At 39.3% G+C, this 24,792-nt stretch carries 24 protein-coding genes; 19 read left to right on the top strand and 5 right to left on the bottom strand.

Annotated elements, in window-relative coordinates:
- Positions 1–68 precede the first annotated feature (68 nt).
- Both ACIQXV_RS25655 and ACIQXV_RS25650 read right to left on the bottom strand, forming a co-directional pair.
- The gene (locus tag ACIQXV_RS25655) at positions 69–1,424 is read right to left on the bottom strand and encodes an amino acid permease (protein WP_402963919.1); all 1,356 of its coding nucleotides are present in this window, start codon (positions 1,422–1,424) and stop codon (positions 69–71) included.
- Between the two features lie 395 nt (positions 1,425–1,819).
- Entirely contained in the window at positions 1,820–2,041 is a 222-nt protein-coding gene (locus tag ACIQXV_RS25650) for a DeoR family transcriptional regulator (protein WP_007086548.1), read from the bottom strand.
- Between the two features lie 423 nt (positions 2,042–2,464).
- On the opposite strand from ACIQXV_RS25650, the gene pepV reads away from it, so the two are divergent.
- The 5 genes from pepV to ACIQXV_RS25625 all read left to right on the top strand — a co-directional run bounded on the left by pepV (position 2,465) and on the right by ACIQXV_RS25625 (position 8,678).
- Positions 2,465–3,886, top strand: coding sequence for a dipeptidase PepV (gene pepV / locus ACIQXV_RS25645; protein WP_402963914.1), 1,422 nt, complete (start codon positions 2,465–2,467; stop codon positions 3,884–3,886).
- Positions 3,887–4,008: 122 nt separating this feature from the next.
- Positions 4,009–4,578, top strand: a complete 570-nt coding sequence (thpR, locus tag ACIQXV_RS25640) for an RNA 2',3'-cyclic phosphodiesterase (RefSeq protein ID WP_402963911.1) — start codon at positions 4,009–4,011, stop codon at positions 4,576–4,578.
- Between the two features lie 12 nt (positions 4,579–4,590).
- Positions 4,591–5,574 (top strand): diacylglycerol/lipid kinase family protein, encoded by a 984-nt coding sequence (locus ACIQXV_RS25635; RefSeq protein WP_402963908.1) that lies wholly within the window; start codon positions 4,591–4,593, stop codon positions 5,572–5,574.
- Entirely contained in the window at positions 5,561–7,696 is a 2,136-nt protein-coding gene (gene pulA, locus ACIQXV_RS25630) for a type I pullulanase (protein ID WP_402963905.1), read from the top strand. Before ACIQXV_RS25635 ends, pulA begins: the two co-directional genes overlap by 14 nt.
- A 208-nt stretch (positions 7,697–7,904) precedes the next feature.
- The gene (locus ACIQXV_RS25625) at positions 7,905–8,678 is read left to right on the top strand and encodes a phosphotransferase (RefSeq protein ID WP_402963902.1); all 774 of its coding nucleotides are present in this window, start codon (positions 7,905–7,907) and stop codon (positions 8,676–8,678) included.
- Positions 8,679–8,801: 123 nt separating this feature from the next.
- On the opposite strand, the gene ACIQXV_RS25620 is transcribed toward ACIQXV_RS25625, so the two are convergent.
- Complete coding sequence (locus ACIQXV_RS25620) at positions 8,802–9,080, bottom strand: YtzH-like family protein (protein WP_402963899.1); 279 nt, start codon at positions 9,078–9,080, stop codon at positions 8,802–8,804.
- Between the two features lie 163 nt (positions 9,081–9,243).
- Here ACIQXV_RS25620 and trmB point away from each other — a divergent pair, with 163 nt between their 5' ends.
- On the top strand, positions 9,244–9,885 hold the full coding sequence (trmB, locus tag ACIQXV_RS25615) for a tRNA (guanosine(46)-N7)-methyltransferase TrmB (RefSeq protein WP_402963896.1): 642 nt from the start codon (positions 9,244–9,246) through the stop codon (positions 9,883–9,885).
- Between the two features lie 93 nt (positions 9,886–9,978).
- Positions 9,979–10,821 (top strand): YtnP family quorum-quenching lactonase, encoded by an 843-nt coding sequence (locus tag ACIQXV_RS25610; protein WP_402963893.1) that lies wholly within the window; start codon positions 9,979–9,981, stop codon positions 10,819–10,821.
- Between the two features lie 61 nt (positions 10,822–10,882).
- Here the strand turns inward: ACIQXV_RS25610 and ACIQXV_RS25605 are convergent, their stop codons facing one another.
- Entirely contained in the window at positions 10,883–11,206 is a 324-nt protein-coding gene (locus ACIQXV_RS25605; protein WP_402963890.1) for a PepSY domain-containing protein, read from the bottom strand.
- 178 nt (positions 11,207–11,384) lie between these two features.
- On the opposite strand from ACIQXV_RS25605, the gene ACIQXV_RS25600 reads away from it, so the two are divergent.
- From ACIQXV_RS25600 to murC, 7 genes are all read left to right on the top strand, one after another.
- The gene (locus ACIQXV_RS25600; RefSeq protein ID WP_402963887.1) at positions 11,385–12,458 is read left to right on the top strand and encodes a M42 family metallopeptidase; all 1,074 of its coding nucleotides are present in this window, start codon (positions 11,385–11,387) and stop codon (positions 12,456–12,458) included.
- A gap of 57 nt (positions 12,459–12,515) precedes the next feature.
- On the top strand, positions 12,516–13,037 hold the full coding sequence (locus tag ACIQXV_RS25595) for a DUF84 family protein (RefSeq protein WP_402963884.1): 522 nt from the start codon (positions 12,516–12,518) through the stop codon (positions 13,035–13,037).
- Between the two features lie 134 nt (positions 13,038–13,171).
- Positions 13,172–13,669: a hypothetical protein gene (locus tag ACIQXV_RS25590; protein ID WP_402963881.1), complete on the top strand. Its 498-nt coding sequence runs from the start codon at positions 13,172–13,174 to the stop codon at positions 13,667–13,669.
- A 104-nt stretch (positions 13,670–13,773) separates the two neighbouring features.
- Entirely contained in the window at positions 13,774–14,142 is a 369-nt protein-coding gene (locus tag ACIQXV_RS25585; RefSeq protein ID WP_402963878.1) for a thioredoxin family protein, read from the top strand.
- Positions 14,143–14,230: 88 nt separating this feature from the next.
- On the top strand, positions 14,231–15,019 hold the full coding sequence (locus ACIQXV_RS25580; protein WP_402964104.1) for a DUF1444 domain-containing protein: 789 nt from the start codon (positions 14,231–14,233) through the stop codon (positions 15,017–15,019).
- A gap of 165 nt (positions 15,020–15,184) precedes the next feature.
- A complete protein-coding gene (locus tag ACIQXV_RS25575) occupies positions 15,185–17,776 on the top strand; it encodes a DNA translocase FtsK (protein WP_402963875.1) in 2,592 nt (863 codons plus the stop codon).
- Positions 17,777–18,021: 245 nt separating this feature from the next.
- Complete coding sequence (gene murC, locus ACIQXV_RS25570; protein WP_402963872.1) at positions 18,022–19,320, top strand: UDP-N-acetylmuramate--L-alanine ligase; 1,299 nt, start codon at positions 18,022–18,024, stop codon at positions 19,318–19,320.
- Between the two features lie 37 nt (positions 19,321–19,357).
- Here murC and ACIQXV_RS25565 read toward each other — a convergent pair whose 3' ends face one another.
- The gene (locus tag ACIQXV_RS25565; RefSeq protein ID WP_402963869.1) at positions 19,358–20,473 is read right to left on the bottom strand and encodes an aminopeptidase; all 1,116 of its coding nucleotides are present in this window, start codon (positions 20,471–20,473) and stop codon (positions 19,358–19,360) included.
- A 214-nt stretch (positions 20,474–20,687) separates the two neighbouring features.
- Between ACIQXV_RS25565 and ACIQXV_RS25560 the strand changes: the two genes are divergently transcribed.
- The 5 genes from ACIQXV_RS25560 to ccpA all read left to right on the top strand — a co-directional run bounded on the left by ACIQXV_RS25560 (position 20,688) and on the right by ccpA (position 24,678).
- On the top strand, positions 20,688–21,149 hold the full coding sequence (locus ACIQXV_RS25560; protein WP_402963866.1) for a DUF948 domain-containing protein: 462 nt from the start codon (positions 20,688–20,690) through the stop codon (positions 21,147–21,149).
- Between the two features lie 17 nt (positions 21,150–21,166).
- The gene (locus ACIQXV_RS25555; RefSeq protein WP_402963863.1) at positions 21,167–21,661 is read left to right on the top strand and encodes a YtxH domain-containing protein; all 495 of its coding nucleotides are present in this window, start codon (positions 21,167–21,169) and stop codon (positions 21,659–21,661) included.
- 67 nt (positions 21,662–21,728) lie between these two features.
- Positions 21,729–22,061: a bacillithiol system redox-active protein YtxJ gene (gene ytxJ, locus ACIQXV_RS25550; RefSeq protein WP_402963860.1), complete on the top strand. Its 333-nt coding sequence runs from the start codon at positions 21,729–21,731 to the stop codon at positions 22,059–22,061.
- 304 nt (positions 22,062–22,365) lie between these two features.
- Complete coding sequence (locus tag ACIQXV_RS25545) at positions 22,366–23,442, top strand: bifunctional 3-deoxy-7-phosphoheptulonate synthase/chorismate mutase (protein WP_402963857.1); 1,077 nt, start codon at positions 22,366–22,368, stop codon at positions 23,440–23,442.
- A gap of 237 nt (positions 23,443–23,679) precedes the next feature.
- Positions 23,680–24,678 carry a catabolite control protein A gene (gene ccpA / locus ACIQXV_RS25540; RefSeq protein WP_402963854.1) on the top strand — a complete coding sequence of 333 codons (999 nt, stop codon included), beginning with the start codon at positions 23,680–23,682 and terminating at the stop codon, positions 24,676–24,678.
- The last annotated feature ends 114 nt before the right edge of the window (positions 24,679–24,792 follow it).

The following is a 24,792-nucleotide window of genomic DNA, read 5'->3' as shown; positions in this document are numbered from 1 at the left end:
TTGACAAGTCAACAGTAAAAAATCGAGTGAAATGTTAATAGAAAAAGGCCAGCAAAAACGCCGGCCTTTTAAACAGTAATTTCACTAACACTCGTTTTCCGATTAATAAAAGAGAGAATGATAAGAATTCCAATTGTTACAATGCAAACGGATGAACCAATGATATTAGTTGGATTTAACAAAAATCCAATAAAAATCACGCTCAAGGAAACAATCGCAAAAATGGTTGTATATGGGAACCATCTTACCTTAAAAGCAGGTTGATTTTTGTAGAGTGGCCGCAGTTTTAACTGGGCTGCACAAATGCTGATCCAAATGATCATGACCGTAAAACCTGGGATTGTCATGAGGTAGCTAATGACCTGGCTTGGAGTTAGATAGGCTAAGTAAACACCTGCTACGATACAGACACTCGTAATCATAATCCCTGTTAAAGGAATCCCCTTACTTGATACTTTGGCTAGCCCCTTTGGTGCTACACCACTTTGTGCCATTGAAAATAATGTTCTTGATGTGGCATAAATTCCTGAATTTGCAGCCGAAAGCACTGCTGTCAATAGAACAAAGTTCATAATATGTGCTGCTCCAGGTAACCCGGTACTGCTGAACACCTGTACGAAGGGACTGTCTGCACTGCCGACTTTGTCCCAGGGTATAAGACCGCAGATGATAAGGATTGGAAAAATATAAAAAATAATGACGCGCCAAACGGCACCTTTAATGATTTTGGGCAAAACGCGTTCCGCATCTTTTGTTTCGGTTACTGCTACCCCGATTAGTTCCGCGCCTCCATAGGAGAACATCACAACTAAAAAGGCACTGAAGGTACCACCCAATCCATGCGGGAAAAATCCGCCATGTGCAGTATAATTTGAGAATGGATCCTCAATACCGCTCGGAATCAAACCAAAAAGCAGGGAGCAGCCTAAAAGGATAAAAGCAACCAAGGCAATAATCTTAATGCCGGCAAACCAAAACTCAAGCTCTCCGTAATATTTCACTTGAAATAAATTGATTCCTACAATAACAACTGCACAAAGAAAACTTAAAAGCCATAATGGGATCGTAGGAAACCAGTATTGCAGAAAACTTCCCGCTGCTAATAATTCAACGACGGTTACAATAATCCAATTGATCCAGTAAAGCCATCCAACAAGAAAAGATACCTGGAAGCCAAAAGCTTTATTTACTAGATGTTGTACATTCATATTGGGAAAGGCTAGCGCCAATTCTCCTAATGCTGCCATAATAATAAATAGCAAAAGCCCGCCAATTAAATAGGCAACCACGACACTAGGTCCTGCAATAGTTAACGTGTCGGAGCTCCCTTTAAAGATTCCCGTTCCAATCATACCTGCTAAAGCAATGAACTGAACATGCCGCGGCAATAGCCCCTTTTTTAAGTCTTGATGATTATTCTCCATGATGTATCTACCCCCTTTTCTCTCTTACTTAGACGCTTTTAAGCACTAAAGTATTTTTTATTCTAATATATCATATTTTTACATACTGTCAATTAGGGTAGTAGGTTCTGAACGCTGGAAATATTTTTTTGCCTAAAGGAAACTTTATTGGGGGTGGTGAATAAACTGTTTTAAAAGAGGAGATGATTTTCATGATCGTAACCCCTCGAATGCAGCGGAGGATTTTAATGTATACGTATGTTTTTAAAAAACTTGGAATCTTAACCGAACAAGAATTTAACCAAATCACTAATTTTACTCCAATACAAGAGAAGCGGTGATTTTTTGACAGATAAAAAGCACGCGTGATCAACCATCGCGTGCTTTTCTATGTGTAAGTCTCTACTATTTTTGTGTTAAGATGACATCTTCACTTTCTTTTGTGTTGTCGTCCATTTTCCGCGGCTTGGGCTTATGACCAAGTCATTATAGGCTAAGACATTTAAATCTCGTTGTATGGTGCGAGGAGTGATACCAAATTCCTCTACAAGTTCTTGCGTCGTGACAGTGCCGTTATTACGAATAAACATGTAGATACATTTGATGCGGTTTAACATCCGGTTAGTTGAAGGCTTCAAAGAACCACTCCCTATCCTTTTTTCAAACCTATGGCTTAATCCCTCTACCGACAGCCTGTATGAAGAATACTCTTCAAGAATATGTAGTTTCTTTTCCGCGCAGCCATCTCCTTTTTTATGGAAGAGTGAAGTGAGTACTTAGATGTCATACATCTAACCTTATTGTACCCACAATTTCTGAAAATTTCTACCACTATAGCAAAGTTTACAAAATAATCTTCCTATTTTCCGTGAATTGTTCGGATTATGGCCTCCTTTATCATTCTCTTACTATAGGTTATGGGATAGGGTGTTTGGTTTATGATAAATTATTTGAATTTTTAGTAAAAATATTTTAACTTTAGATCCCAATGCAAAATTGCTAACATAATTGCAGAAATGATATTGTTAAAGAAGACATAAAGATATAGGAGGTTTCGCTCAATGACTAATATTGATTGGATGAGTGAAGTTGAAAAAAGAAAAGATTCCTTCCTTAAGGACACACAAGGATTACTACATATTAAAAGTCTTTTAGATGAGGAGTATACATCAGCTGAGGCGCCGCTAGGGCAAGGAGTGAAGGAAGCACTTGATTTCATGCTAAATCTAGGTGAAAAGGATGGATTCATTCCGAAAAATGTTGGCAATCTTGCCGGGCACCTCGAGTTTGGCGAAGGAAACGAACTATTAGGAATCCTGTGCCATGTGGATGTCGTGCCGGAAGGGGATGGCTGGACAAGTGACCCGTTCGGAGCGGAAATTCGTGATGGGAAAATTTATGCCCGCGGTGCGTTAGATGATAAGGGTCCGACAATGGCGGCGTATTATGCGATGAAAATTGTCAAAGAACTTGGTCTGCCGCTTAAAAAGCGTGTTCGGATGATCATTGGCACCGACGAAGAAAGCAATTGGCGCTGTGTGGAGCATTATTTTAAGCACGAAGAAATGCCGACATTAGGGTTCGCCCCTGATGCTGATTTCCCAATTATAAATGCAGAAAAAGGAATTGCCGATTTTGATATGGTGCAGAAAGAATCTGCGGAGAGTGGAGCGGAGGCAAACATTGAGGTTGTTAGTTTTGTCTCTGGAAAAAGATATAACATGGTTCCGGATCATGCAAAAGCAATGCTCCGTGTAAAGGAACAGCAAGAGGAAGTGGCTCAACAATTCATCGCTTTCATGAAGCAAGTTGAGATGGAATATAATTACCATGTCCAAAACGAAGAAGTAATTTTAGAAGTAATTGGCGTGTCTGCCCATGGCATGGAACCAAGAAATGGGAAGAATGCCGGTTTATTTTTAGCGGAGTTTCTATCTAAGCAAGCATTGGATGGGAATGCTGCTCAATATTTCCAATTTGTTTCTCGCTACTTCTTTGACGATTCGAGAGGTGTAAACCTTGGGGTAGCCTATTCGGACGAGATTTCCGGAGAATTAACGATTAATCCCGGAAAGCTAAGCTTTACACTTGAATCCGGTGGCAGAATTGGGATGACATGCAGATACCCTGTCACAAACAAAATGGAAGAGACAAAAGCAAAACTAGATGCTCTTTTATTAAATGAAGGCTTCGTAATTGAAAACTTTTCTGACTCAAAACCGCATCATGTGGATGAACAGGAATTCCTGATTCAAACCTTGAAAAAGGTATATGAAGAGCAAACAGGGGAAAAAGCGGAGTTAATTGCAATTGGCGGCGGTACTTATGCTCGTTCTCTAAAAGCTGGAGTTGCATTTGGCCCGTTATTTCCTGGAAGACCGGATATCGCCCATCAAAAAGATGAGTATATGTACATCGAAGATTTAGTAAAGGCAACAGCTATTTACGCACAGGCCATTTATGAATTAGCAAAAACGGAATAAATAACAAAAGACGTGCTTTCAATATTTAAGCACGTCTTTTACTTTTCTCGCAAAATTATCCGTTTGCCAATGGATACAATTGGGGGAAAATAGACTAAAATTAATTAAAGGACTGAAATACAATGGAACAACGAACACATTTTTTCTTTGCCGTAAGAATTCCTGAAGAAACGAAAGTAATCATGAAAGCCCATATTGAAAAAATAAAGATTGACCTCCCTTTTAGCCGCTGGGTACATCATCAAGACCTGCATATTACCCTAGCTTTCCTCGGGGCGGCCGCTCCTGAAAAACTAGCCGTGGCAGAAAACAACATAAAAGAAGTCTTAAGAGGTGCCGAGGCATTTACATTGAAAATTAACAAACTGGGAATTTTTGGTCAGAAAGAATCACCGCGTGTATTTTGGGCGGATACGGAGGAAAGCACTGAGCTTAGGGCCATAAGAAAAAAGGTATTTTCAGCGTGTGATAAGTCGGGTTTTCAACTGGAAACAAGACCATTTCGCCCCCATATTACACTAGCAAGAAAATGGAACGGGGCCCACTCCTTTCAAATGGAGCTGTTAGAGGTTTGGAATAAGCTGCAGCCAGAACCTCTTCCATTCCAAGCACATGATGTCGCTTTATATCAAACACATCTACAGCAAACACCTAAATATGAGGCGATTACACTATTTCCATTACAAACATAAAAGGTTGGTTTTATGAAGACTATTTACTTTATTGTCAATCCAAAAGCAAGAAATGGCTACTGCCTTAAAATATGGGAACAAATTGAACGACAACTAAAGATTGAACAAATACCCTATCTCGCATTTTTTACCGAATATCCAGGACATGCTAAAAAAATTGCCAGCCAAGTTGTTACGAAGAACAAGGAGCAAAAGCTTATTATTGCTGTTGGCGGCGACGGAACGATGCACGATGTGATGAATGGAATCGTCAATGATAAAAATACTACTCTTGGATTTATTCCCGGCGGCTCCGGGAACGATTTTTCAAGAGGATTTCATATTCCGTCGGATCCGGTGGAAGCGTTAAAAGTGATTCTCCGCCTGATGAAGCAGGAGCCATTGCCGATTGATATTGGAAAAGTGACAATGGATGATGGTGCGAAACACTTCTTTATTAATAATATGGGCGCCGGATTTGATGCGATCATTTCCTATGAGGTTAACCAATCGCGGATGAAGGCGTTGTTAAATAAGTTTTCACTAGGCAGGCTAGTTTATGTTTTTTTTCTTTTAAAAAAGATATTTACTTATAAAACAGCAACAATTGATTTATCAATTGACGGGAATAAGCATATATTTGAACAAACATGGTTTGTTACCGTTTCCAACCAGCCCTATTATGGCGGCGGGATGAAGATTGCACCGAGTGCTGAGCCGGATGATGGGCTTTTTGATATAACCGTTGTGCATCAATTATCACGGCTGAAGCTGCTCCTCGTCTTTATCAGTGTTTTTTGGGGAAAGCATATTCACTTTAAGGAAGTAAAAACCTTTAAAGGAAAAGTTATATTGATTCAATCGCCGGAATCATTATATGTTCACGCAGACGGGGAGCATATTGGATCTACACCACTATCAATCCACCTTCAAGGGAAAGCCGTTGGGGTGTTATCTAGAAGACGCGGGAAGGAAAAAATTGATATGAAGGAGAGGGATTCGAATGATTTCTGCTGACAGGAAGTTTTTTGCCTACTTAGATGAGATGAATATCATTACGATTCTTCTACCTCATTCCTATCATCATGGCATGTCATCCACTTTCTATATGACAACTGATGCTGTGAAGACACCTCTGCATATTTTGGAGAAGACAGAAATTGAACATAATCATAAATATGTTTGCCAGTTTGAAGGGGAATTTTTATTCGGAAAGCAATATTGGATTCTTGACGAGCATGGCGGGATAACTGATCTGCAAATCGGTGCCGTGATTAGAACTGATTTATTTGATGAAAAATTCTTTTATGATGGCAATGACCTCGGTGTAACCTTTATTGCTAATCAAACACGATTTAAGCTTTGGGCACCGACTGCGACTGGAGTCAAATTAAAATTACGCCCCAAATCGGGAGAGTATTCTGAAATCATTAAGATGAGATCAGAGGATCGCGGCATTTGGTCAGTTAATGTTAGCAGTAATGTAGAATTATATCAATATAGTTTTCTCGTCCTCGTGAATCAAGAATGGCGTGAGGTGGTTGATCCTTATGTAAAAGCAGTGACAGCCAATGGAGAGCAGGGGGTCATTGTGAAGCCGGAAAAAACATCCCGGCCAAGACCGAATTTGCCTCCCATAGAAAACCCCGTAGATGCGATTATTTATGAAACACATATTAGAGATTTTTCCATCCATAAAAATAGTGGAATCCAGAATAAGGGGCTGTATCTTGGTGCAGGTGAGCTGAACACGAAAGGGAAAGACGGTGAGCTGACCGGATTATCGTATCTCAAAGAATTGGGCATTACCCATATTGAATTCCTCCCTTTTCATGATTTTGCCGGTGTTGATGAATTACATCCAAATAAAGACTATAACTGGGGTTACAATCCTCTCCATTTCAATGCTCCCGAGGGCAGCTATGCTTCAGACCCCTCCAATCCGTATTCTAGAATCAATGAGTTGAAGAAAGTAATCGATCAGATTCACAGTATAGGCCTCAGGGTGATTATGGATGTGGTGTATAATCACGTCTTTATACGCGAAAATTCTCCTTTTGAAAAAGTAGTCCCAGGTTATTATTTTCGTCATAACGAAATTGGTTTGCCTTCAAACGGTACCGGTGTTGGCAATGACATCGCCTCGGAGCGAAAAATGGTGCGAAAGTATATTGTTGACTCCATTCGCTATTGGTTGGAAGAATATCATATCGATGGATTTCGCTTTGATTTAATGGGAATTTTAGATGTAGAAACGATGGGCGAAGTGAGAAAAGCATGCGACCGTATCAAGCAAGGCACGCTGATCATTGGTGAGGGATGGAACCTAAACACACCGCTCACTAAGGATCAAAAGGCGACAATTGCGAACCAGGCGAAAATGCCGCATATCGCCCAGTTTAACGATAAATTTCGTGACTCCATTAAAGGCAGTACCTTTAATTTGTTTGATAAAGGCTATGCCTTAGGAAATGAGCATATCTTGGATGCTGCTATTGAGGTCATATCCGGCAGTATTGGTTTGACAAAGAAAGGAACCAAGCTTTTTAATCAACCATATCAATCCGTGAATTATGTGGAATGTCATGACAATCATACATTGTGGGATAAGCTTCAAGCCTGCTTCCCTGATGCGGATGCTTCGATACAAATGAAATACCATCGCCTTGCAACAGGTATTGTTCTAATATCGCAGGGAATACCCTTTCTCCACAGCGGGCAGGAATTTTTCCGTACCAAATATGGAGAAGGAAATAGCTACCGCTCCCCGGATGTGATAAATCAGCTTGATTGGGTGCGGAAAAGTCAGTTTAAAGAAAATGTGGAATATATCAAGGGGCTCATTCATATTCGCAAAGCATTTCCATGTTTTCGAATGAGAACTTCTGAAGAAATCCGCACCCATTTACACCCATTATCAGTTACCGCTCCGACTTTAGGCTGCCTATTCAAAATGAATCATGAGGAAGTCATTTTCATGATAAATCCATCTAATAAGAGACAGCTCGTTACCCTTCCTGATGGAGATTGGACCGTTTTAGCTAATCATGAGCATGCGGGAATTTCTTCCAAAGGAGTCATGCAGGGAGGAGAAAACATGATGGATCCTATTTCTCTAAATATTTTGCTAAAAAAATAGTTTTTCAAGATGACTTGACGAAAAAAGGTTATTGGAGATAAAATTTATTAAGATGGCTATTGTGTGCAATGGTTTCAATAGCTTTTTTTTATTCAAAAAAAAGCTACTGATATAATTGTGGTTAATTAAACCTTCCGGTTCACAGGTTTTACCTCTGAATCTTGGGGATTAAGCCCATTAGAACGGCATAAATTGAAGGTGAGCAATTTTGGAACATTTACTAGGACAAGAGTGGGAAATTACCCCTGCTGGAGGCAAAACAGGAGAAGCCTTTTATGCGGAATTTGAAGATCAAAGGCTTTTTTTAAAGCGGAACTCCTCTCCATTCCTTGCTGTACTATCAGCAGAAGGCATCGTCCCAAAGCTTGTATGGACAAAACGACTGGAAAATGGAGATGTAATTACAGCCCAGCAATGGCTTCCTGGCCGAGAATTAACGCCGACAGAAATGAACCAAGAGGATGTTGCCAGATTGCTTAAGAAAATTCATTGTTCGGAGCCAATGCTTGGAATGTTAAGCCGGATAGAGAGTTCACCCATACATCCGGAGCCCATTTTACAATCGGTGGTAAATGAGTTGGATGAACAGGTGCTTTCTTTACCAGAAGCACAAAACGCGATGGGCTTTTTAAAGCAGGAAGCATTGAATGTTTATTGTGATGAAAAAGTAGTTTGTCATGGTGATGTCAACCATAACAACTGGCTGCTTGCAGAAGACAACCAGTTGTACTTGATTGATTGGGACGGGGCGATGATTGCCGACCCTGCCATTGACTTAGGATTGCTCCTCTATTGGTACATTCCTGAAGAAAACTGGCAGGAATGGCTAAGCATGTACGGTAAAGAGTTAACAGATCATCTGAAGCTGAGAATGAAATGGTATGTGACCATTCAAACGCTTTCTTCCATTCAGTGGTATAAAAATAAAAACCGTCTAGAAGAAATGAATAGGTGGATTAAGTTTATCAACGAAATCCTCTAGTTATTGTCCAGCTTCAGCGCCTAGGAGCTCTGGGTCATAAGCCAATCAGTCAAGAAGGTTAAAGAGCAACCTTCTAGCCTGCTCGTCTAGACTCACGCCCCTGGACAAGGCGCTTGCGCTTTTCTATGAAAATTGTCCAATATCGCTTACCCACTGGGATAAGTTTTCTTGGTTGGATAAAATATGCTGATCTAAATCAGCCGTTTGTGCACCATGCTGGCCGTATTGATATACCTCCTGCAGGATGTTTTTAACATTCTGATCAACTTGTGTGTTGACCATTAGGGACTTCACTAAGCGTTCCAGCTGTTCACATTCGGCTACGGATCCACAGCAATCTGTTTGATGATTGTTTAGGATATCTTTTAATAATGTAACTTGGTCACCGTGACTTAATGGCATAAAAGCACATCCTTTCAAGTGGAAATTTAAAAAGGAATTCACAGTTAGGTTGTGAATTCTTTTTCTGTTTATGCGCGACCTTAATTTCCATTTGATTTTTCTTGCAAGTAAAAAGACAGCATGATATGTTTTGAATGATAATTTTTTATTAGGAGTGTCACAATTGAGACTTAGACATAAGCCTTGGGCGAAGGAGAAAATAGAGCAGCATCCACAATATATTGTAGCAAATCCCGAATTAAGCAAAGGGAAATGGAATGAGGTTTTTGAAAAAGATCAACCGCTTCATATCGAAGTCGGTACAGGAAAAGGTCAATTTATCACTGAAATGGCTAAAGCAAATCCCGACATTAATTATATGGGGATTGAATTATATGACAGCGTCATCGTGGCTGCATTGGATCGTTTAATTGAAGCGGATTTACCGAATCTCAAGCTTTTAAACGTGAATGCAGCTGATTTAGCAAAATATTTTACAAAAAATGATGTGAGCCGCGTTTATTTGAACTTTTCTGATCCGTGGCCAAAAGTCCGGCATGAAAAAAGAAGATTAACGTATAAAGATTTTTTAAAGCTTTATGAAGATATTATGGTCGATGGCGGCGAAATTCATTTTAAAACCGATAATCAAGGTTTATTTGAATACTCCCTCATGAGCTTTTCAGCATACGGATTATTATTAAAATATGTAAGTCTTGATTTTCATAGTAGTGGCTATGAAGGAAACATCATGACTGAATACGAGCAGAAATTTTCCGAACAAGGAAATCGGATTTATCGCTGTGAGGTTAAGTACCAAAACTAGTTCTAAGGACAGTTCTTATAATGAGCTGTCCTTTTTTTGTTTCTCCAATTTGTTCACAATGTTAAAATGTAGAAAATGGAAGGAGGAATTAAAATGGAAACATTAAAAGTTGGGGAGGTTTCCTTAACCTGGTTATCAGGCGGGGTAACGAATTTGGACGGCGGTGCTATGTTTGGCGTGGTTCCAAAGGGATTATGGTCAAGAAAATATCCTGCTAATGAAAAAAATCAAATTGAATTACCAACCGATCCAATTTTAATCAAGATGGATGGGAAAAATTTATTAGTCGAATCAGGACTTGGAAAAGGGAAATTAACCGATAAACAATTAAGAAATTATGGTGTTACAAGGGAATCAGTGATTGAAGAATCATTAGAAAAATTAGGATTGAACACAGAGAACATTGATTATGTGTTAATGACCCATTTGCATTTTGATCATGCCGGCGGCTTGACAAAGCTTGTGGATAACCAATATGTTCCCACCTTCCCGAATGCGAAAATTATTACTTCACAAGTAGAATGGGACGAAATGCAGAATCCTAACATTCGTTCAAAAAATACATATTGGAAAGAAAACTGGGAAGCGATTGAATCGCAGGTGGTTCCTTTTGAGGAAAAGTGGAACTTAGGAGCGATCACGATGATTCATACCGGGGGGCATAGTGATGGACATTCGATTTTGATCATTGAAGATGGCAGCGAAATGTCGATTCACATGGCAGACCTCATGGCTACACATGCCCATCAAAATGTATTGTGGGTTATGGCCTATGATGATTACCCAATGGATTCGATTGCGGCAAAGGAAAAATGGCTGCCATACGGATTGAAGAGAAATGCTTGGTTCACCTTTTATCATGATGCCTATTACCGGGCTGTTAAATGGGGACTTGATGGAAAAGAGATAGTGGATAGCATTAAAAGAGAAAGTTAATATTAAAAAAGCCGTATCATTTTTATCTAAGATACGGCTTTTCATGATAGATCTCATCATTTCAAGAAACTTCTGCTAAGCGACGTAAATCCAAGATCGTTCCAGTCGAAGCATCCGCAATAAATTCGTATTGCTCATTTGCACCATTATTATTTTTGGAAATGCCACCCTTATAAACCCGATAGTTAATTTGTTGTTTCACATATGGTTCCGCGGCCATATGGATCCATGATCCGCTGATTGGCCCATTCTGTTTAAATTGTCTTTTGACATGCTCCAAGACCTTTTCAGGTGATACATTCGTTTTTTGACTAAGGATTTCCTTTGTAACATAACCACCGATTAAACCAATCGTTGTACCAAGAAAAAATGACTTCCAGTTCATAAATCGCACCTCCAAAATTGGAAAAGATTACTTTAAAGGATTCTCTTTTCAGTATAACGTATTTGCCAAGAGGAAGATAATATTACAGAAAACGAAATGAATTGTTGGTAACAACTGCGAAGTTTCTGTAAAATAAAAAGATACATACTACTTCAAAAAATTCCAAAGGAGCCTAAAAATGAACGAACAGACATTAAACCTTTTTCAAACATTAACTGAGCTTCCGGGAGCACCCGGTAATGAGCATTTAGTAAGAAATTTCATGAGAGAACAATTATCCCAATACTCAGATGAAATTATTCAAGATAAACTAGGAAGTATTTTTGGAGTAAAAAAAGGAAATGGTAAAGGTCCAACCATAATGGCCGCGGGGCATATGGATGAAGTTGGCTTCATGGTAACGGCAATCACAGAAAATGGAATGCTTCGTTTTCAAACACTTGGCGGCTGGTGGAGTCAAGTTCTTCTCGCCCAGCGCGTTCAGGTTATGACGAAGAACGGCCCGATCGTTGGTGTTGTTGGCTCAATTCCACCGCATCTTTTAGATGAATCGAAGAAAAACAAACCAATGGAAATAAAAAATATGCTGATCGATATTGGTGCAGATAACCGTGAAGACGCTGAACGTATTGGAATTAAGCCAGGACAAGCAATTTTGCCAATTTGTCCCTTTACTCCGATGGCGAATCCAAAGAAAATTTTAGCGAAAGCATGGGATAATCGGTACGGATGTGGACTTGCGATTGAATTACTTCAAGAACTAAAAGATGAAACATTGCCAAATATTTTGTATTCCGGAGCAACAGTTCAAGAGGAAGTTGGCTTACGTGGTGCGCAGACGGCGGCCAACATGATCAATCCGGATATCTTTTTTGCCATGGATGCAAGTCCTGCCAATGATATGACTGGAGATAAAAATGAATTTGGCCAATTAGGCAAAGGAACATTACTCCGTATTCTTGACCGTTCCATGGTAACACATCGTGGGATGAGAGAGTTCGTTCTTGATACAGCAGAATCAAATAAGATTCCTTACCAATATTTCGTTTCACAAGGCGGGACAGATGCAGGCCGTGTTCATCTGTCTAATGAAGGTGTTCCAAGTGCGGTCATCGGTATTTGTTCGCGTTACATTCATACACATGCCTCCATTATTCATGTGGATGACTACGCCGCAGCAAAAGAATTATTGGTTAAACTTGTTAAAGCTTGTGATCAAACAACGGTCGATACCATCAAATCCAACAGCTAATCAGTGAGGGGGCACTTATCATGCCTCCTTTTTGTTGATTAAAAAGGAGATACTTTCATGAAAATTATCATCGGGTCAAAGAATCCTGCAAAAATTAATGCAGTAAAAAATAGTTTTGTCGATCAAGAGGCAGAGTTTGTTACGATCGATATTCCATCTGGTGTCAACGCACAGCCGTTTTCTGATGAAGAAACCATCGAAGGAGCCATCAATCGTGCGATTGGTGCATTAAAGCAAGGCAATGGCGATATAGGGATTGGACTTGAGGGCGGTGTTCATGAAACAAGCCACGGTTTGCTGCTTTGTAATTGGGGAGCCCTAGCAACGACTAACATGGAACCGATTATTGCCGGCGGGGCAAGATTCCTTCTTCCTGAAGAAGTGGCAGCTAGGTTAAGAGCCGGAGACGAGCTCGGTCCTGTTATGGATGAATATGCCAAAATGGAAAATGTAAGGAAACACGAGGGTGCAATTGGAATTTTTACGTATGGAATGATTAATCGGGTTGATATGTTTACACATGTGACAAAGCTATTAATCGGCCAATATACATATCAAACCAGACAACTAGGAAAATAATCCTGATTTTTCGACACCAGCAATCGACAAAAGTCTTGTCAGCTGAATATTCCGACAGGTATGATAGAGATAGGGCTTTATTCATATGCTGGGAGGCGGAAAATCTGAAATTCTTCAAAAGTATTACTATTTTCATGCTATCGATTCTGATACTAAGTGCTTGTAACGATGCATCATTTAAAGAAGAAAATAAAGCCACCATTAAAACCGTTAAAACAACGTTTAATGAAAAGGTAAAAAAGGCAAATAAAAAGAGTGGGGAAATACATTTCTATTTACCTGCAGGTTACGAAATAAAGGATGAATCCGCGAATAATATCATCTTAAAAAATGGCTCTGACACTTATATTCTTTTCATAAATCCACAAGAAGACACATCAAGTAATGTCGTTTATCATGCTACTGTTGAACAATACAAAAAGCTTGATACAAACGAAACATTTACAAAAGATAATAAATTTGGATTTTTAACGATCAAACAACTGGATGAAAACAAAACAAATGAACTGATCATCGGTGTTGGCGGGGCAAAAATAACGACACAAATAAAAACAAGTGATATGAATGAAGATTCTAAAGCAATGATGCAAATCGCGAATTCAGTAAAATATACAAAAGAAACAAAGGAATAAACCTTATCTTTCTGTTTCAAAAATTTTTCAGCAGGGCATCATAAGCTATGTTGTAATTCTAAAATTAAGTGCATATCATTGGACTGAAAAGCTTTAGTACTGTTATGATTTGGGAAGAATCTAACAAAAAAGCATATCTTCAATCGGAGGCGTTGAACTTGAAAAACTTAGAGTCAATGGAGCAATTTGAACAACTTCGTGACGGATCAAAAACAATCTTTATGTTTTCAGCAAATTGGTGCGGGGATTGCCGTTTTATCGACCCAGTGTTGCCGGATATTGAAGCGAAATTTACTGATTTTACGTTTATTCATGTTGACCGGGATCAATTTATCGATTTATGTCAACAAGTGGACGTGTACGGGATTCCAAGCTTTATCGGTTATGAAAACGGAAAAGAGCTTGGCCGCTTTGTAAGTAAGGACCGTAAAACACAAGAAGAAATCGAAGCATTCATTGCCGGTTTAAAATAATCGAACCATAACCTCTATCTTTTGAGATGGGGGTTTTTTAATGTACAATAAGGTACACACTTCTAGAAATGGTGGGTTTATGATGAAAATGGATAGCAAAAAAATGCGACGTGAATTAGAGGCGCGCTTGGCTGGAAAAGACAGAGTGATTTCCTATGACCGTGACAAAGATCAGCTCCGAATCGAAAGTGAATTAGTCGGCAAAGGAATTACGGTTTCATTACCGGGAATCATCGCTAAATGGAATATAGAAAAAGAAAAGGCAATTGATGAGATTGTTTATTATGTCGATGAAGGCCTTCGGGCGATGGAGGATCCCATTCAGTTAACAGACCACGAGAAAAAAATCTTTCCTGTTATTCGCTCCGCATCCTTTCCCGCTGAAGCAGAAGAAGGCATCCCATTCTTAATTGACGAACATACAGCAGAAACCAAGATTTATTATGCTTATGACATGGGGAAAACCTATCGGTTGATTGATGCAAAGATCATGCAAAAAGAGGGATGGGACGCAAGCAGGATTAAGGAAATTGCCTTATTTAATGTAAGGTCACTTTCAACTCCATTAAAAGAGGATCAGGTTGCCGGGAATACCTTTTATTTTCTAAATACCAACGATGGATACGATGCCAGCAGGATCTTGAATAAGGGGTTCCTTAATGAAATCGAGAAGCAAATCACTGGGAAAATGGTGCTTTCCGTTCCACACCAGGATGTGTTAATTATTGCTGATATTCGTAATGACAGAGGCTATGATGTCATTGCCCAGATGGCGATGAGCTTTTTCACAAACGGAAGGGTGCCGATTACGGCTTTGTCATTTTACTATGAATTTGGGGAATTAGAACCGATTTTTATTTTAGGAAAAAATAAATGAAATGAAGCAGAAAGAAGATCACAAAAAAAGTGGTCTTTTTTCATGAGAACATACCGTATATATCCAATTGGAACATATAATTTGACTCATTCTAAAGAATTATCTCGAAAAAATATTAATACCTGATAAAATAGAATGATAGATGAAGCAGAAAGAGTGATAGTTTTGAGTTGGATCCAAGACTTTTTTCAAAAGTTTAAAAAAGATGAGGAAGAAGAATATAAAGATTACAATATACATAACCATAGCCCGGATAACCTTCTGTCCCACAGTCAAAATGAAAGTCTAAAGGATTTAGATACGAGAATAGCCTATCAATACCCTAAAGGCGGTAATCTTCCATCGAGTCCGCCAAAGACCATTCAAAAGCAAAAGCAGGAAAGCTTACTGCCAAAAAGGTCAGTGGGTCTTCCGGAAAAACGAAGGAAGACTGAAAAACCTGAAGCGCCTCTAGTTAAAAAAGAACTGCCTAAAATAATTTCCGAACCTTCAACAAGGGCACGGGGGCCTTTTCATCCCACGGAAATTCCATCGCCTGTTTTTGGATTTAACAGACCTAAAAAGACGGATACAATTGTAGAGCACGAATTGAGCCACTTTTTAAATGATGAATTAAAAAACCAGCTGGATTATCTCGTTGTGGCACAAGAGGTAATGAGTGAAATTGCAGCAACAGAAACCGAACCGGAACCTGAGTTTGAAGCTCCAGTTGCGGAAACAGAGACTATACAGGAACCTGAGTTAGAAACTCCAGATGCGGTGACGGAGACCGAACCGGAACCTGAGTTTGAAGCTCCAGTTGCGGAAATAGAGATTATACAGGAACCTGAGTTAGAAATTCCAGATGCGGTGACGGAGACCGAACCGGAACCTGAGTTAGAAACGCCAGTTGCGGAAACAGAGACTATACAGGAACCTGAGTTAGAAACTCCAGATGCGGTGACGGAGACCGAACCGGAACCTGAGTTAGAAACGCCAGTTGCGGAAACAGAGATTATACAGGAATCTGAGTTAGAAACACCAGTTGCGAAAACGGTGAATATACCGGTACCTGAGTTTGAAACTCCCATTGCGCCAACAGAGACCATACCTGAAACAGTACTTCCCCCACAAGATGGAAATGATGGAGCAACTGTTTCTGAACCAGAACCACCTGCCCTAAAGCGTTCGCGTCTGCCTTTCAATGTGATGATGTTAAAGCAGGATAAACAAAAATGGGAAGAAAAAAAGCGAAAAAGGGAATTGGAACAGCAGCCAGCACTTACGGTCGAGAAAAAGCCAGTAGAAAAAGTTACTCTGGTTATGGAACCATTATCAAATAGAGAAGAAGAAAACCAGGATGATGGTTTATATGTACTCCCAAAATCGAGTCTATTAAACCCACCAGTAACAGAGGTCAGGGATCATGATTGGTTACAAGGACAAGAAGAGCTTTTAAACCAAACATTACAAAACTTTAATGTTGGGGCGAGTGTTGTCAATGTGACACAAGGCCCATCCGTTACCCGTTTTGAGGTACAGCCGGAGCCTGGCGTAAAAGTAAACAAAATAACAAACTTAAGCGATGATATAAAGTTAAGTCTGGCGGCACGGGATATCCGAATCGAAGCTCCTATCCCTGGAAAGCATACGATTGGGATTGAAGTGCCAAATCAAAAATCTAGACCTGTCCTCATAAACGAAATTATTGAAAGCAGCGTCTTTCGCGAGACCACTTCACCGCTAACGGCGGTGCTTGGTCTAGATATCGCCGGAAAACCGATTGTGACCGACTTGAAGAAAATGCCGCACGGATTAATAGCAGGTGCCACCGGATCAGGAAAGAGTGTATGTATTAACTCCATTTTGATTAGTCTGTTGTATAAGGCCCGTCCGGAAGAGTTAAAACTGTTACTCATCGATCCTAAAATGGTCGAATTAGCACCATACAATCGAATTCCACATCTTGTCAGCCCAGTGATCACGGATGTGAAAGCGGCAACTGCGGCATTAAAATGGGCTGTGGATGAAATGGAACGGCGCTACCAGCTTTTTGCACATACTGGTGTTCGTGACATTAATCGATTTAATGAACTGGCGATGCAGCATAAGCGCTATTCAGATAAGCTGCCGTTTATTGTGATTATCATTGATGAGTTAGCTGATTTGATGATGATGTCACCGGCAGATGTTGAAGAAGCGGTTTGTCGGATTGCCCAAAAAGCTAGAGCTTGTGGGATTCATTTAATTGTCGCGACCCAAAGGCCATCAGTGGATGTCATAACAGGATTAATAAAAGCCAATATCCCAACACGGATTGCCTTTTCTGTATCTTCTCAGGTAGATTCACGCACGATTATTGATATAAGCGGCGCGGAGAAATTGCTTGGACGCGGCGATATGTTATTTTTAGAAAATGGCTCATCAAAACCTGTCCGCTTGCAAGGTACATTCGTATCTGATGAAGAAATTGATTTTGTCGTTGCCCATGTGAGAGAGCAGAGGGAGCCAGAGTATTTGTTTGAGCAGGAAGAACTTCTTAAAAAGGCGCAAGTAACGGAAGATGAAGATGAACTTTTTTATGAGGCATGTGAATTTATTGTTGACCAGGGCGGTGCATCCACCTCCAGCTTACAAAGGCGATTTAAAATTGGCTATAACCGTGCTGCGAGATTAATGGATATGCTTGAGCAACACGGATATATTACAAGCGCTAATGGAAGCAAGCCCCGTGACGTTTTAATAACGGAAGCCGATTTAGAAGCAATTCAAGAATAATCCACTTTCGTAAACCCTTGTGTTCTTTGAAATGAAGGACAAAGAATAAACGTGAGCATAAAAGGCGAATGTAAATTGTAAGGCATGAAATAGTTTTTACGAAAAAACAATGGTATAATAATTAAATGATTTTCATTTTATGAAATATAAATAGACAACGTTTCTAAGATTTTCAAGACAATTAGCAAATACAGACAGATGTCATATACTGTTTTACAGTATTACGTTTGGTTGGAGGTTCTTCTATGACTATTTACCATTTTGTAGGTATTAAGGGGTCTGGAATGAGTGCACTCGCACAAGTTCTGCACGATATGAAATTTCAGGTGCAAGGCTCCGATGTCGATAAACATTTTTTTACTCAGGATGACCTGGAGAAATCAGGGATCACGATCCTTCCCTTCCAAAAGGAAAATATAAAGCCAGGATTGACCATTATTGCAGGAAATGCGTTTCCTGATTCCCATGATGAAATTCAAGAGGCTATGAAGCTCGGACTCCCTATAGTACGTTACCATCGCTTTTTAGGCGATTTTATGCAAAACTTTACAAGCATAGCGATAACAGGTGCACATGGAAAAACATCCACAACAGGCTTGCTTGCACATACAATAGCAGGGGCAAAACCTACATCCTATTTAATTGGTGACGGAACAGGTAAAGGAGAAGAAGGTGCGGAGTATTTTGTATTTGAAGCCTGTGAATACAGAAGACACTTCTTATCGTATTTTCCGGACTATGCCATCATGACAAATATCGATTTTGATCATCCCGATTATTTTGCCAATATTGATGACGTATTTTCCGCCTTTCAGGAGATGTCTGTCCAGGTGAAAAAAGGAATATTTGCCTATGGGGATGACGAACAGCTGCAAAAAATTCAGGCAAAGGTTCCGGTTTTGTTTTATGGGTTTGGCGAGGAAAATGATTATCAGGCTAAAAACCTAGTGAAAACGACTCACGGAACGAGCTTTGATGTCTTTATTCGCAATACCTTTTATAACACCTTTTCTATTCCAACCTTCGGCGACCATAGTGTGTTAAATGCATTGGCGGTCATTGGGTTATGCCATTATGAAGAAATTGATGTTGAAGTAGTGAAGGAACATTTGCAAACGTTCCAAGGTGTAAAAAGAAGATTTTCTGAAAAGAGCTTCAATTCACAAATTTTAATTGATGATTATGCCCATCATCCGACAGAAATTAAAGCAACCATCGAGGCGGCCAAGCAGAAATATCCTGACCGGAAGATTGTTGCGGTATTCCAGCCGCATACCTTTACACGTACGCAAGCATTTTTAGAGGATTTCGCTGAAAGCTTACGGCACGCAGATAAAACCTATTTGTGTGAAATTTTTGGATCAGCCAGGGAAAACCACGGTAAGCTGACAATCAAAGACTTACAGGATAAAATTGATGGGGCTGAAATTATTTCTGAAGAAAATACATCTGTGTTAAACGAATATATCAACAGTGTCATTATTTTTATGGGCGCCGGAGACATTCAAAAATTCCAGGAATCGTATGAAAAACAACTATTATAAAAAAAGGATGCCGGCATTAAGCTGGCATCCTTTTACATTACTTTAGATTTTCCGGGTTTAATACTTCTAATTCTGGTAAAACGAACAAACCATCTTTGCGGATTAATACATCATCAAAATACATTTCTCCGCCGCCGTATTCCGGACGCTGAATGTTCACCATATCCCAATGGATATTGGAATGGTTTCCATTAAAGGCATCATCATAGCATTGACCAGGAGTGAAGTGGAAACTTCCGCAAATCTTTTCATCAAATAAAATGTCCTGCATTGGATTCAGAATAAATGGATTAACCCCAATTGCGAATTCCCCAACGTAACGTGCCCCTTCATCAGTATCAAAGATTTTATTGATACGGCTTGAATCATTGGACTCAGCTTCGACAATCTTTCCATCTTTAAACGTAAGCTTCACATTTTCAAACGTAAAACCTTGGTAAGGGGACGGAGTGTTATAGGTGATAACTCCATTAACGGAATCACGAACAGGAGCGGTGTAAACTTCCCCGTCAGGAATATTTAATCGTCCTGCACACTTGATAGCCGGAATATCCTTAATCGAGAAGCTAAGGTCTGTTCCAGGGCCGGTGATGCGGACTTTGTCTGTCCTGTCCATTAGTTCCTTAAGACTATCCATGGCTTGATCCATTTTACCATAGTCTAAATTACAAACATCAAAATAAAAGTTTTCGAATGCTTCTGTACTCATTTTTGCTAATTGCGCCATGGATGTTGTTGGGTATCTTAGCACAACCCATTTGGTTTTCGGTACGCGGATATCACGATGAACCTTTTTACCAATCGTGTTCCCGTGGATTTTCATTTTTTCATCCGGGACATCAGCGTGCTCATTGATATTATCACCTGCGCGGAGGCCTATGTAGGCATCCATTTTACTCATCACATTTGCTTCGAATTCTGCCATCATGTTAAATTGCTCTTCCTGTGCACCTAATAGCATTGAGCGGTCAACTTGGTGATCTTTTAGCAGAACAAAAGGGTAGCCGCCTGCGGAGTAAGCCTCTTTAACAAGGGCAGTAACAAGCTCCCTCTGCAGTCCAAAGTTTTCAATTAACACCTTTTCTCCATTTTGGAGTTGTACCGAATAATTAATTAAATTTTTAGCTAGTTTTTCAATACGAGGATCTTTCAACACAAACGCCTCCATCAAAATAAATAACAACCATTTCTATTGTACCCGAATGAGGCGGGAAAGTAGAAAATACAAGGAGCAATAACGGTAAAATTTTTCAACAATTGGCAGGAAAACAAGACAAAAATGGGGAAGTAGTATAAGATAATGAGCGAGGTTTACATCCTTATTGGATGGGTAATACATAATGATAGAATTAACTTGGGGGTGCACAATGCAAATTATTTTATACTTAAGCGTAGCCTTGATAGCAATTGCGTTTTTTGTGCTAGTCATCTACTTATCGACAACGCTTAAATCACTTCAAGTAACACTTACGAGCGTTTCGAAAACGTTGACTGGTTTAGAAAAACAATTGGACGGCGTGACAACTGAAACCACGTTACTTTTACAAAAAACAAATGCTCTTGCCGAGGATATTCAGCAAAAATCGGAAAGTCTAAATAGTGTGGTGGAAGCTGTCAAGGATGTAGGAACAACGGTTTCCCAATTTAATGGAACACTAAAAAACATAACGAATTCAGTTGATCAGCAGGTAGAAGAGAGTAAAGAGAAAATCTCACAAATTGTCCAATGGAGTAATATTATCCTTGAATTAAAGGATAAGTGGCAGGCAAGAAAGCAGTCTAAAAATGAAGCAGGCTCAAATGAGAGACAAAGAGTAAGATCACATTAAAAAGGGAGGTACTAAACATGTCCAGTAGAGAATATGAATCAAGGGAAACGAATCAAAGCCGCAATGAGGAGTCCTCTAATAGTTTTTTACTAGGTGCGCTAATCGGCGGGGTGGTAGGAGCCGCTGCGGCACTCTTTTTGGCTCCGAAGTCTGGAAAAGAGCTCCGTATTACATTAAGTAATCAAGCAGGTTCGATTATGGATAAATCCTGTCAATTGCGGGAAAATGTTATGAATAAAAGCAATGAATTCAGGTCTAAAACATCCTCCATTTCACAGGGATTTGTCCAGCAATCCACAGAACTATTAAATAAGGTAAAAGGAAAAGCAGGAACTTCAGATGAAATGGTGGAAGATACCGAATCGACCTATATTCCGCTTCAAACTCCAAACGTAAACCAAACTGCTAAAAAATCGATTAAACTAAAATCGTTGGACAGCAGTGAAGTAAGAAAAAAATTAGAGGAGGCTCAAAAGGCTTTTGATGAGGAAGAAAGCAAGGTTAAAATTTAATTATTTGTGATAAAAACGGTGAAGTGTTAAAATTACTTCACCGTTTATTATTTTTGGAGGAATGAAAATGCTTACTAAAATTGAATCCATTGAACAATTTGATCAATTAATCACAAATGAAAGCAAATTTTATCTTTTGAAGCATAGTTTAACATGTCCAATCAGCCATGCTGCCTATAAGGAATATGAAAAGTTTGCTAATGAAAGTCAGAATGTTCCAACCTATTATTTAGCTGTTCAGGATTCACGACCGTTATCAAACGAAGTAGCGGAAAGATTTCAGATTAAGCACGAATCACCACAAGCCATTCTTATTTCAAACGGAGAAGTATCATGGAATGCCTCCCACTGGAAAATTACCAATCGATCACTGGCAAGTGCCAGCAATGAAAATCAATAAGTGAGAAAGAGGATGATAGCTTCATCCTCTTCCTTATATAAAAAAATTTTTTATAAATGGACACGTCGTTTGATAAATAACATATTATACTCTACAATACATTAATTTGCTTTAGTGCTTAAAAGCGTTTAATTAATAAAGAAAAAGTAGGTGACAAAGGAAATCATTTCAGCTATAATAAAGCCTAATTATTAAAAAATTTAAAATTTTAGACTTTAAGCTTGTAAATCATCTAGGTATGCCAGAAAATACATCTAGGTAATCGGGTGAAAAATGATTGCAAAAGGAAGGACGGGGACAAATAATGAGCGAAAATGAATTGGAACAATTGAGGACGCGTGTGGATGAACTTAACTTGGAATTGTTGAGGGTTATTAATGAGAGAGCTGAGCTTGTTCAAGAGATTGGACGAGTTAAAGGGAATCAAGGAGTGTATCGTTACGACCCGGTCCGTGAAAGAAAAATGCTTGAACTGATTAAAGAGCATAACGATGGGCCATTTGAAAATTCAACAATTGACCATCTTTTTAAAGAAATTTTTAAAGCAGGATTAGATTTGCAAAAGGATGACCATGAAAAGGCATTGCTTGTCTCCAGAAAGAAGAAGCCTGAAAATACAATTGTGACCTTAAAAGGTGAAAATATTGGAGATGGAAAGCAGCATTTCGTGTTTGGCCCTTGTGCAGTAGAGTCATATGAACAAGTAGCAACAGTTGCAAAAGCGATGAAGGAAAAAGGATTAAAGCTCCTTCGTGGTGGTGCCTATAAACCAAGGACTTCACCATATGATTTCCAAGGTTTAGGGGTAGAGGGTCTGAAGATTTTAAAACGTGTGGCAGATGAATTCGATATGGCGGTCATCAGTGAGATTGTAAACCCGGCCGATATTGAAATGGCCATCGATTATATTGACGTTATTCAAATTGGTGCCCGAAACATGCAGAACTTTGAATTGTTAAAAGCTGCCGGTGCCGTCAATAAGCCAGTCTTGTTAAAAAGAGGGATTTCCGCTACGATAGAGGAATTTATCAATGCTGCGGAGTATATTATGGCACAAGGTAACGGACAAATTATTCTTTGTGAACGCGGAATTAGAACATATGAACGTGCAACAAGAAATACGCTTGATATTTCAGCAGTTCCAATTTTAAAACAAGAAACACATTTACCAGTTATGGTAGATGTTACACACTCTACAGGCAGAAGAGATCTGCTACTCCCATGTGCAAAGGCTGCAATTGCCATCGGCGCTGATGGAGTTATGGCTGAAGTTCATCCAGATCCGGCAGTAGCCCTTTCAGATGCGCAACAACAAATGGACCTCAACCAGTTTGACAAATTCTATACTGAATTACTTGCATCAAACTTTGTTAAGCTTTAATTTCACAATACCACTAAAAAAACCTTCTGTATCCCCAATGCAGAAGGTTTTTTTATGAAAAAGGGAAGTTTATAAAAAAATATTGACAAATGCAATTGCGGCTTTACTATTCTTGTCGTATCATTAAAACATCATTAAGATTGTTTATGTTCTCACATACATTAACAAAAATGACTAAGTTTACTTATGTTGTTGTAAAATAATGAAAACAATGTACGTTTTAGGAGAGTGTTATTCGTGAATATTACTATTTATGATGTGGCAAGGGAAGCCAATGTATCAATGGCAACCGTTTCCCGTGTAGTCAATGGAAATCCAAATGTAAAACCAGTAACCCGCAAAAAAGTGTTAGAGGTTATTGAAAGACTCGGCTATCGTCCAAATGCAGTGGCAAGAGGATTGGCTAGTAAAAAAACAACAACTGTCGGTGTCATCATTCCCGATATCTCCAATATCTTCTTTGCTGAATTAGCGCGCGGTATTGAAGATATTGCAACTATGTATAAATACAATATCATTTTAAGCAATTCTGACCAAAACAAAGATAAGGAATTACATTTGCTGAATACCATGCTCGGTAAACAAGTGGATGGCCTTGTGTTTATGGGAGGAAATATTACCCCTGATCATGTAGAGGAATTTGAAAAATCACCGGTGCCTATCGTATTGGCTGGTTCAATCGAAGAGTCCAATGCAATTCCTTCAGTCAATATTGATTACGAAGCAGCCGTTTATGATTCTATTATGGAATTCATTAACAAAGGCCATAAACATATTGCCTTCGTTGTTGGTCCGCTTCATGAGCCAAAAAATGCACAGAAAAAACTCAAAGGATATCAACGAGCACTTCAGGATTCCGGGCTCAGCTATAATGAAGAGCTTGTCTTTGAAGGAGATTATACCTACGACTCTGGTATTGAAGCCTTCGATAAATTATTGGAAGCTGCTGAAAGGCCAACTGCCATTTTAGTGGGTTCTGATGAAATGGCACTGGGTGTTGTTCATGGTGCCGAGGACAAAGGCTATAGTATTCCTGATGATTTTGAAATCATCACATCAGACAATACAAGGCTGTCACTTATGGTGCGTCCACAGCTTACAACGATTGTTCAGCCATTATATGATATTGGTGCAGTTGCCATGAGGCTCTTAACCAAATTGATGAATAAGGAAAAAACAGATGAGCAAATAGTTGTACTTCCACATAGAATTGAACAGCGACAATCAACGAAGTAAGCAAAAAAGGCTGCCCATATGATATTATCCCCTTTAGGTAGACAGTGTAAAAAAGTCCATTATTTCTTATGGATGATACACTACTACTTGGAGGGGATTTTTCTATGGCAAAAA

Source organism: Neobacillus sp. NPDC097160, from assembly GCF_044762155.1.
GTDB lineage: Bacteria > Bacillota > Bacilli > Bacillales > Cytobacillaceae > Neobacillus.
The sequence above is the reverse complement of the archived record's forward strand: the minus strand, read 5'-3'. Positions and strand labels throughout refer to the sequence as shown.

Bases quoted from the DNA above. Each gene is read 5' to 3' on its own strand.
- ACIQXV_RS25655 (WP_402963919.1), bottom strand. From the start codon at position 1,424: ATGGAGAATAATCATCAAGACTTAAAAAAGGGGCTATTGCCGCGGCAT.
- pepV (WP_402963914.1), top strand. From the start codon at position 2,465: ATGACTAATATTGATTGGATGAGTGAAGTTGAAAAAAGAAAAGATTCC.
- thpR (WP_402963911.1), top strand. From the start codon at position 4,009: ATGGAACAACGAACACATTTTTTCTTTGCCGTAAGAATTCCTGAAGAA.
- ACIQXV_RS25635 (WP_402963908.1), top strand. From the start codon at position 4,591: ATGAAGACTATTTACTTTATTGTCAATCCAAAAGCAAGAAATGGCTAC.
- pulA (WP_402963905.1), top strand. From the start codon at position 5,561: ATGATTTCTGCTGACAGGAAGTTTTTTGCCTACTTAGATGAGATGAAT.
- ACIQXV_RS25620 (WP_402963899.1), bottom strand. From the start codon at position 9,080: ATGCCATTAAGTCACGGTGACCAAGTTACATTATTAAAAGATATCCTA.
- ACIQXV_RS25610 (WP_402963893.1), top strand. From the start codon at position 9,979: ATGGAAACATTAAAAGTTGGGGAGGTTTCCTTAACCTGGTTATCAGGC.
- ACIQXV_RS25605 (WP_402963890.1), bottom strand. From the start codon at position 11,206: ATGAACTGGAAGTCATTTTTTCTTGGTACAACGATTGGTTTAATCGGT.
- ACIQXV_RS25600 (WP_402963887.1), top strand. From the start codon at position 11,385: ATGAACGAACAGACATTAAACCTTTTTCAAACATTAACTGAGCTTCCG.
- ACIQXV_RS25595 (WP_402963884.1), top strand. From the start codon at position 12,516: ATGAAAATTATCATCGGGTCAAAGAATCCTGCAAAAATTAATGCAGTA.
- ACIQXV_RS25590 (WP_402963881.1), top strand. From the start codon at position 13,172: ATGCTATCGATTCTGATACTAAGTGCTTGTAACGATGCATCATTTAAA.
- ACIQXV_RS25585 (WP_402963878.1), top strand. From the start codon at position 13,774: ATGATTTGGGAAGAATCTAACAAAAAAGCATATCTTCAATCGGAGGCG.
- ACIQXV_RS25580 (WP_402964104.1), top strand. From the start codon at position 14,231: ATGGATAGCAAAAAAATGCGACGTGAATTAGAGGCGCGCTTGGCTGGA.
- murC (WP_402963872.1), top strand. From the start codon at position 18,022: ATGACTATTTACCATTTTGTAGGTATTAAGGGGTCTGGAATGAGTGCA.
- ACIQXV_RS25560 (WP_402963866.1), top strand. From the start codon at position 20,688: ATGCAAATTATTTTATACTTAAGCGTAGCCTTGATAGCAATTGCGTTT.
- ACIQXV_RS25555 (WP_402963863.1), top strand. From the start codon at position 21,167: ATGTCCAGTAGAGAATATGAATCAAGGGAAACGAATCAAAGCCGCAAT.
- ytxJ (WP_402963860.1), top strand. From the start codon at position 21,729: ATGCTTACTAAAATTGAATCCATTGAACAATTTGATCAATTAATCACA.
- ACIQXV_RS25545 (WP_402963857.1), top strand. From the start codon at position 22,366: ATGAGCGAAAATGAATTGGAACAATTGAGGACGCGTGTGGATGAACTT.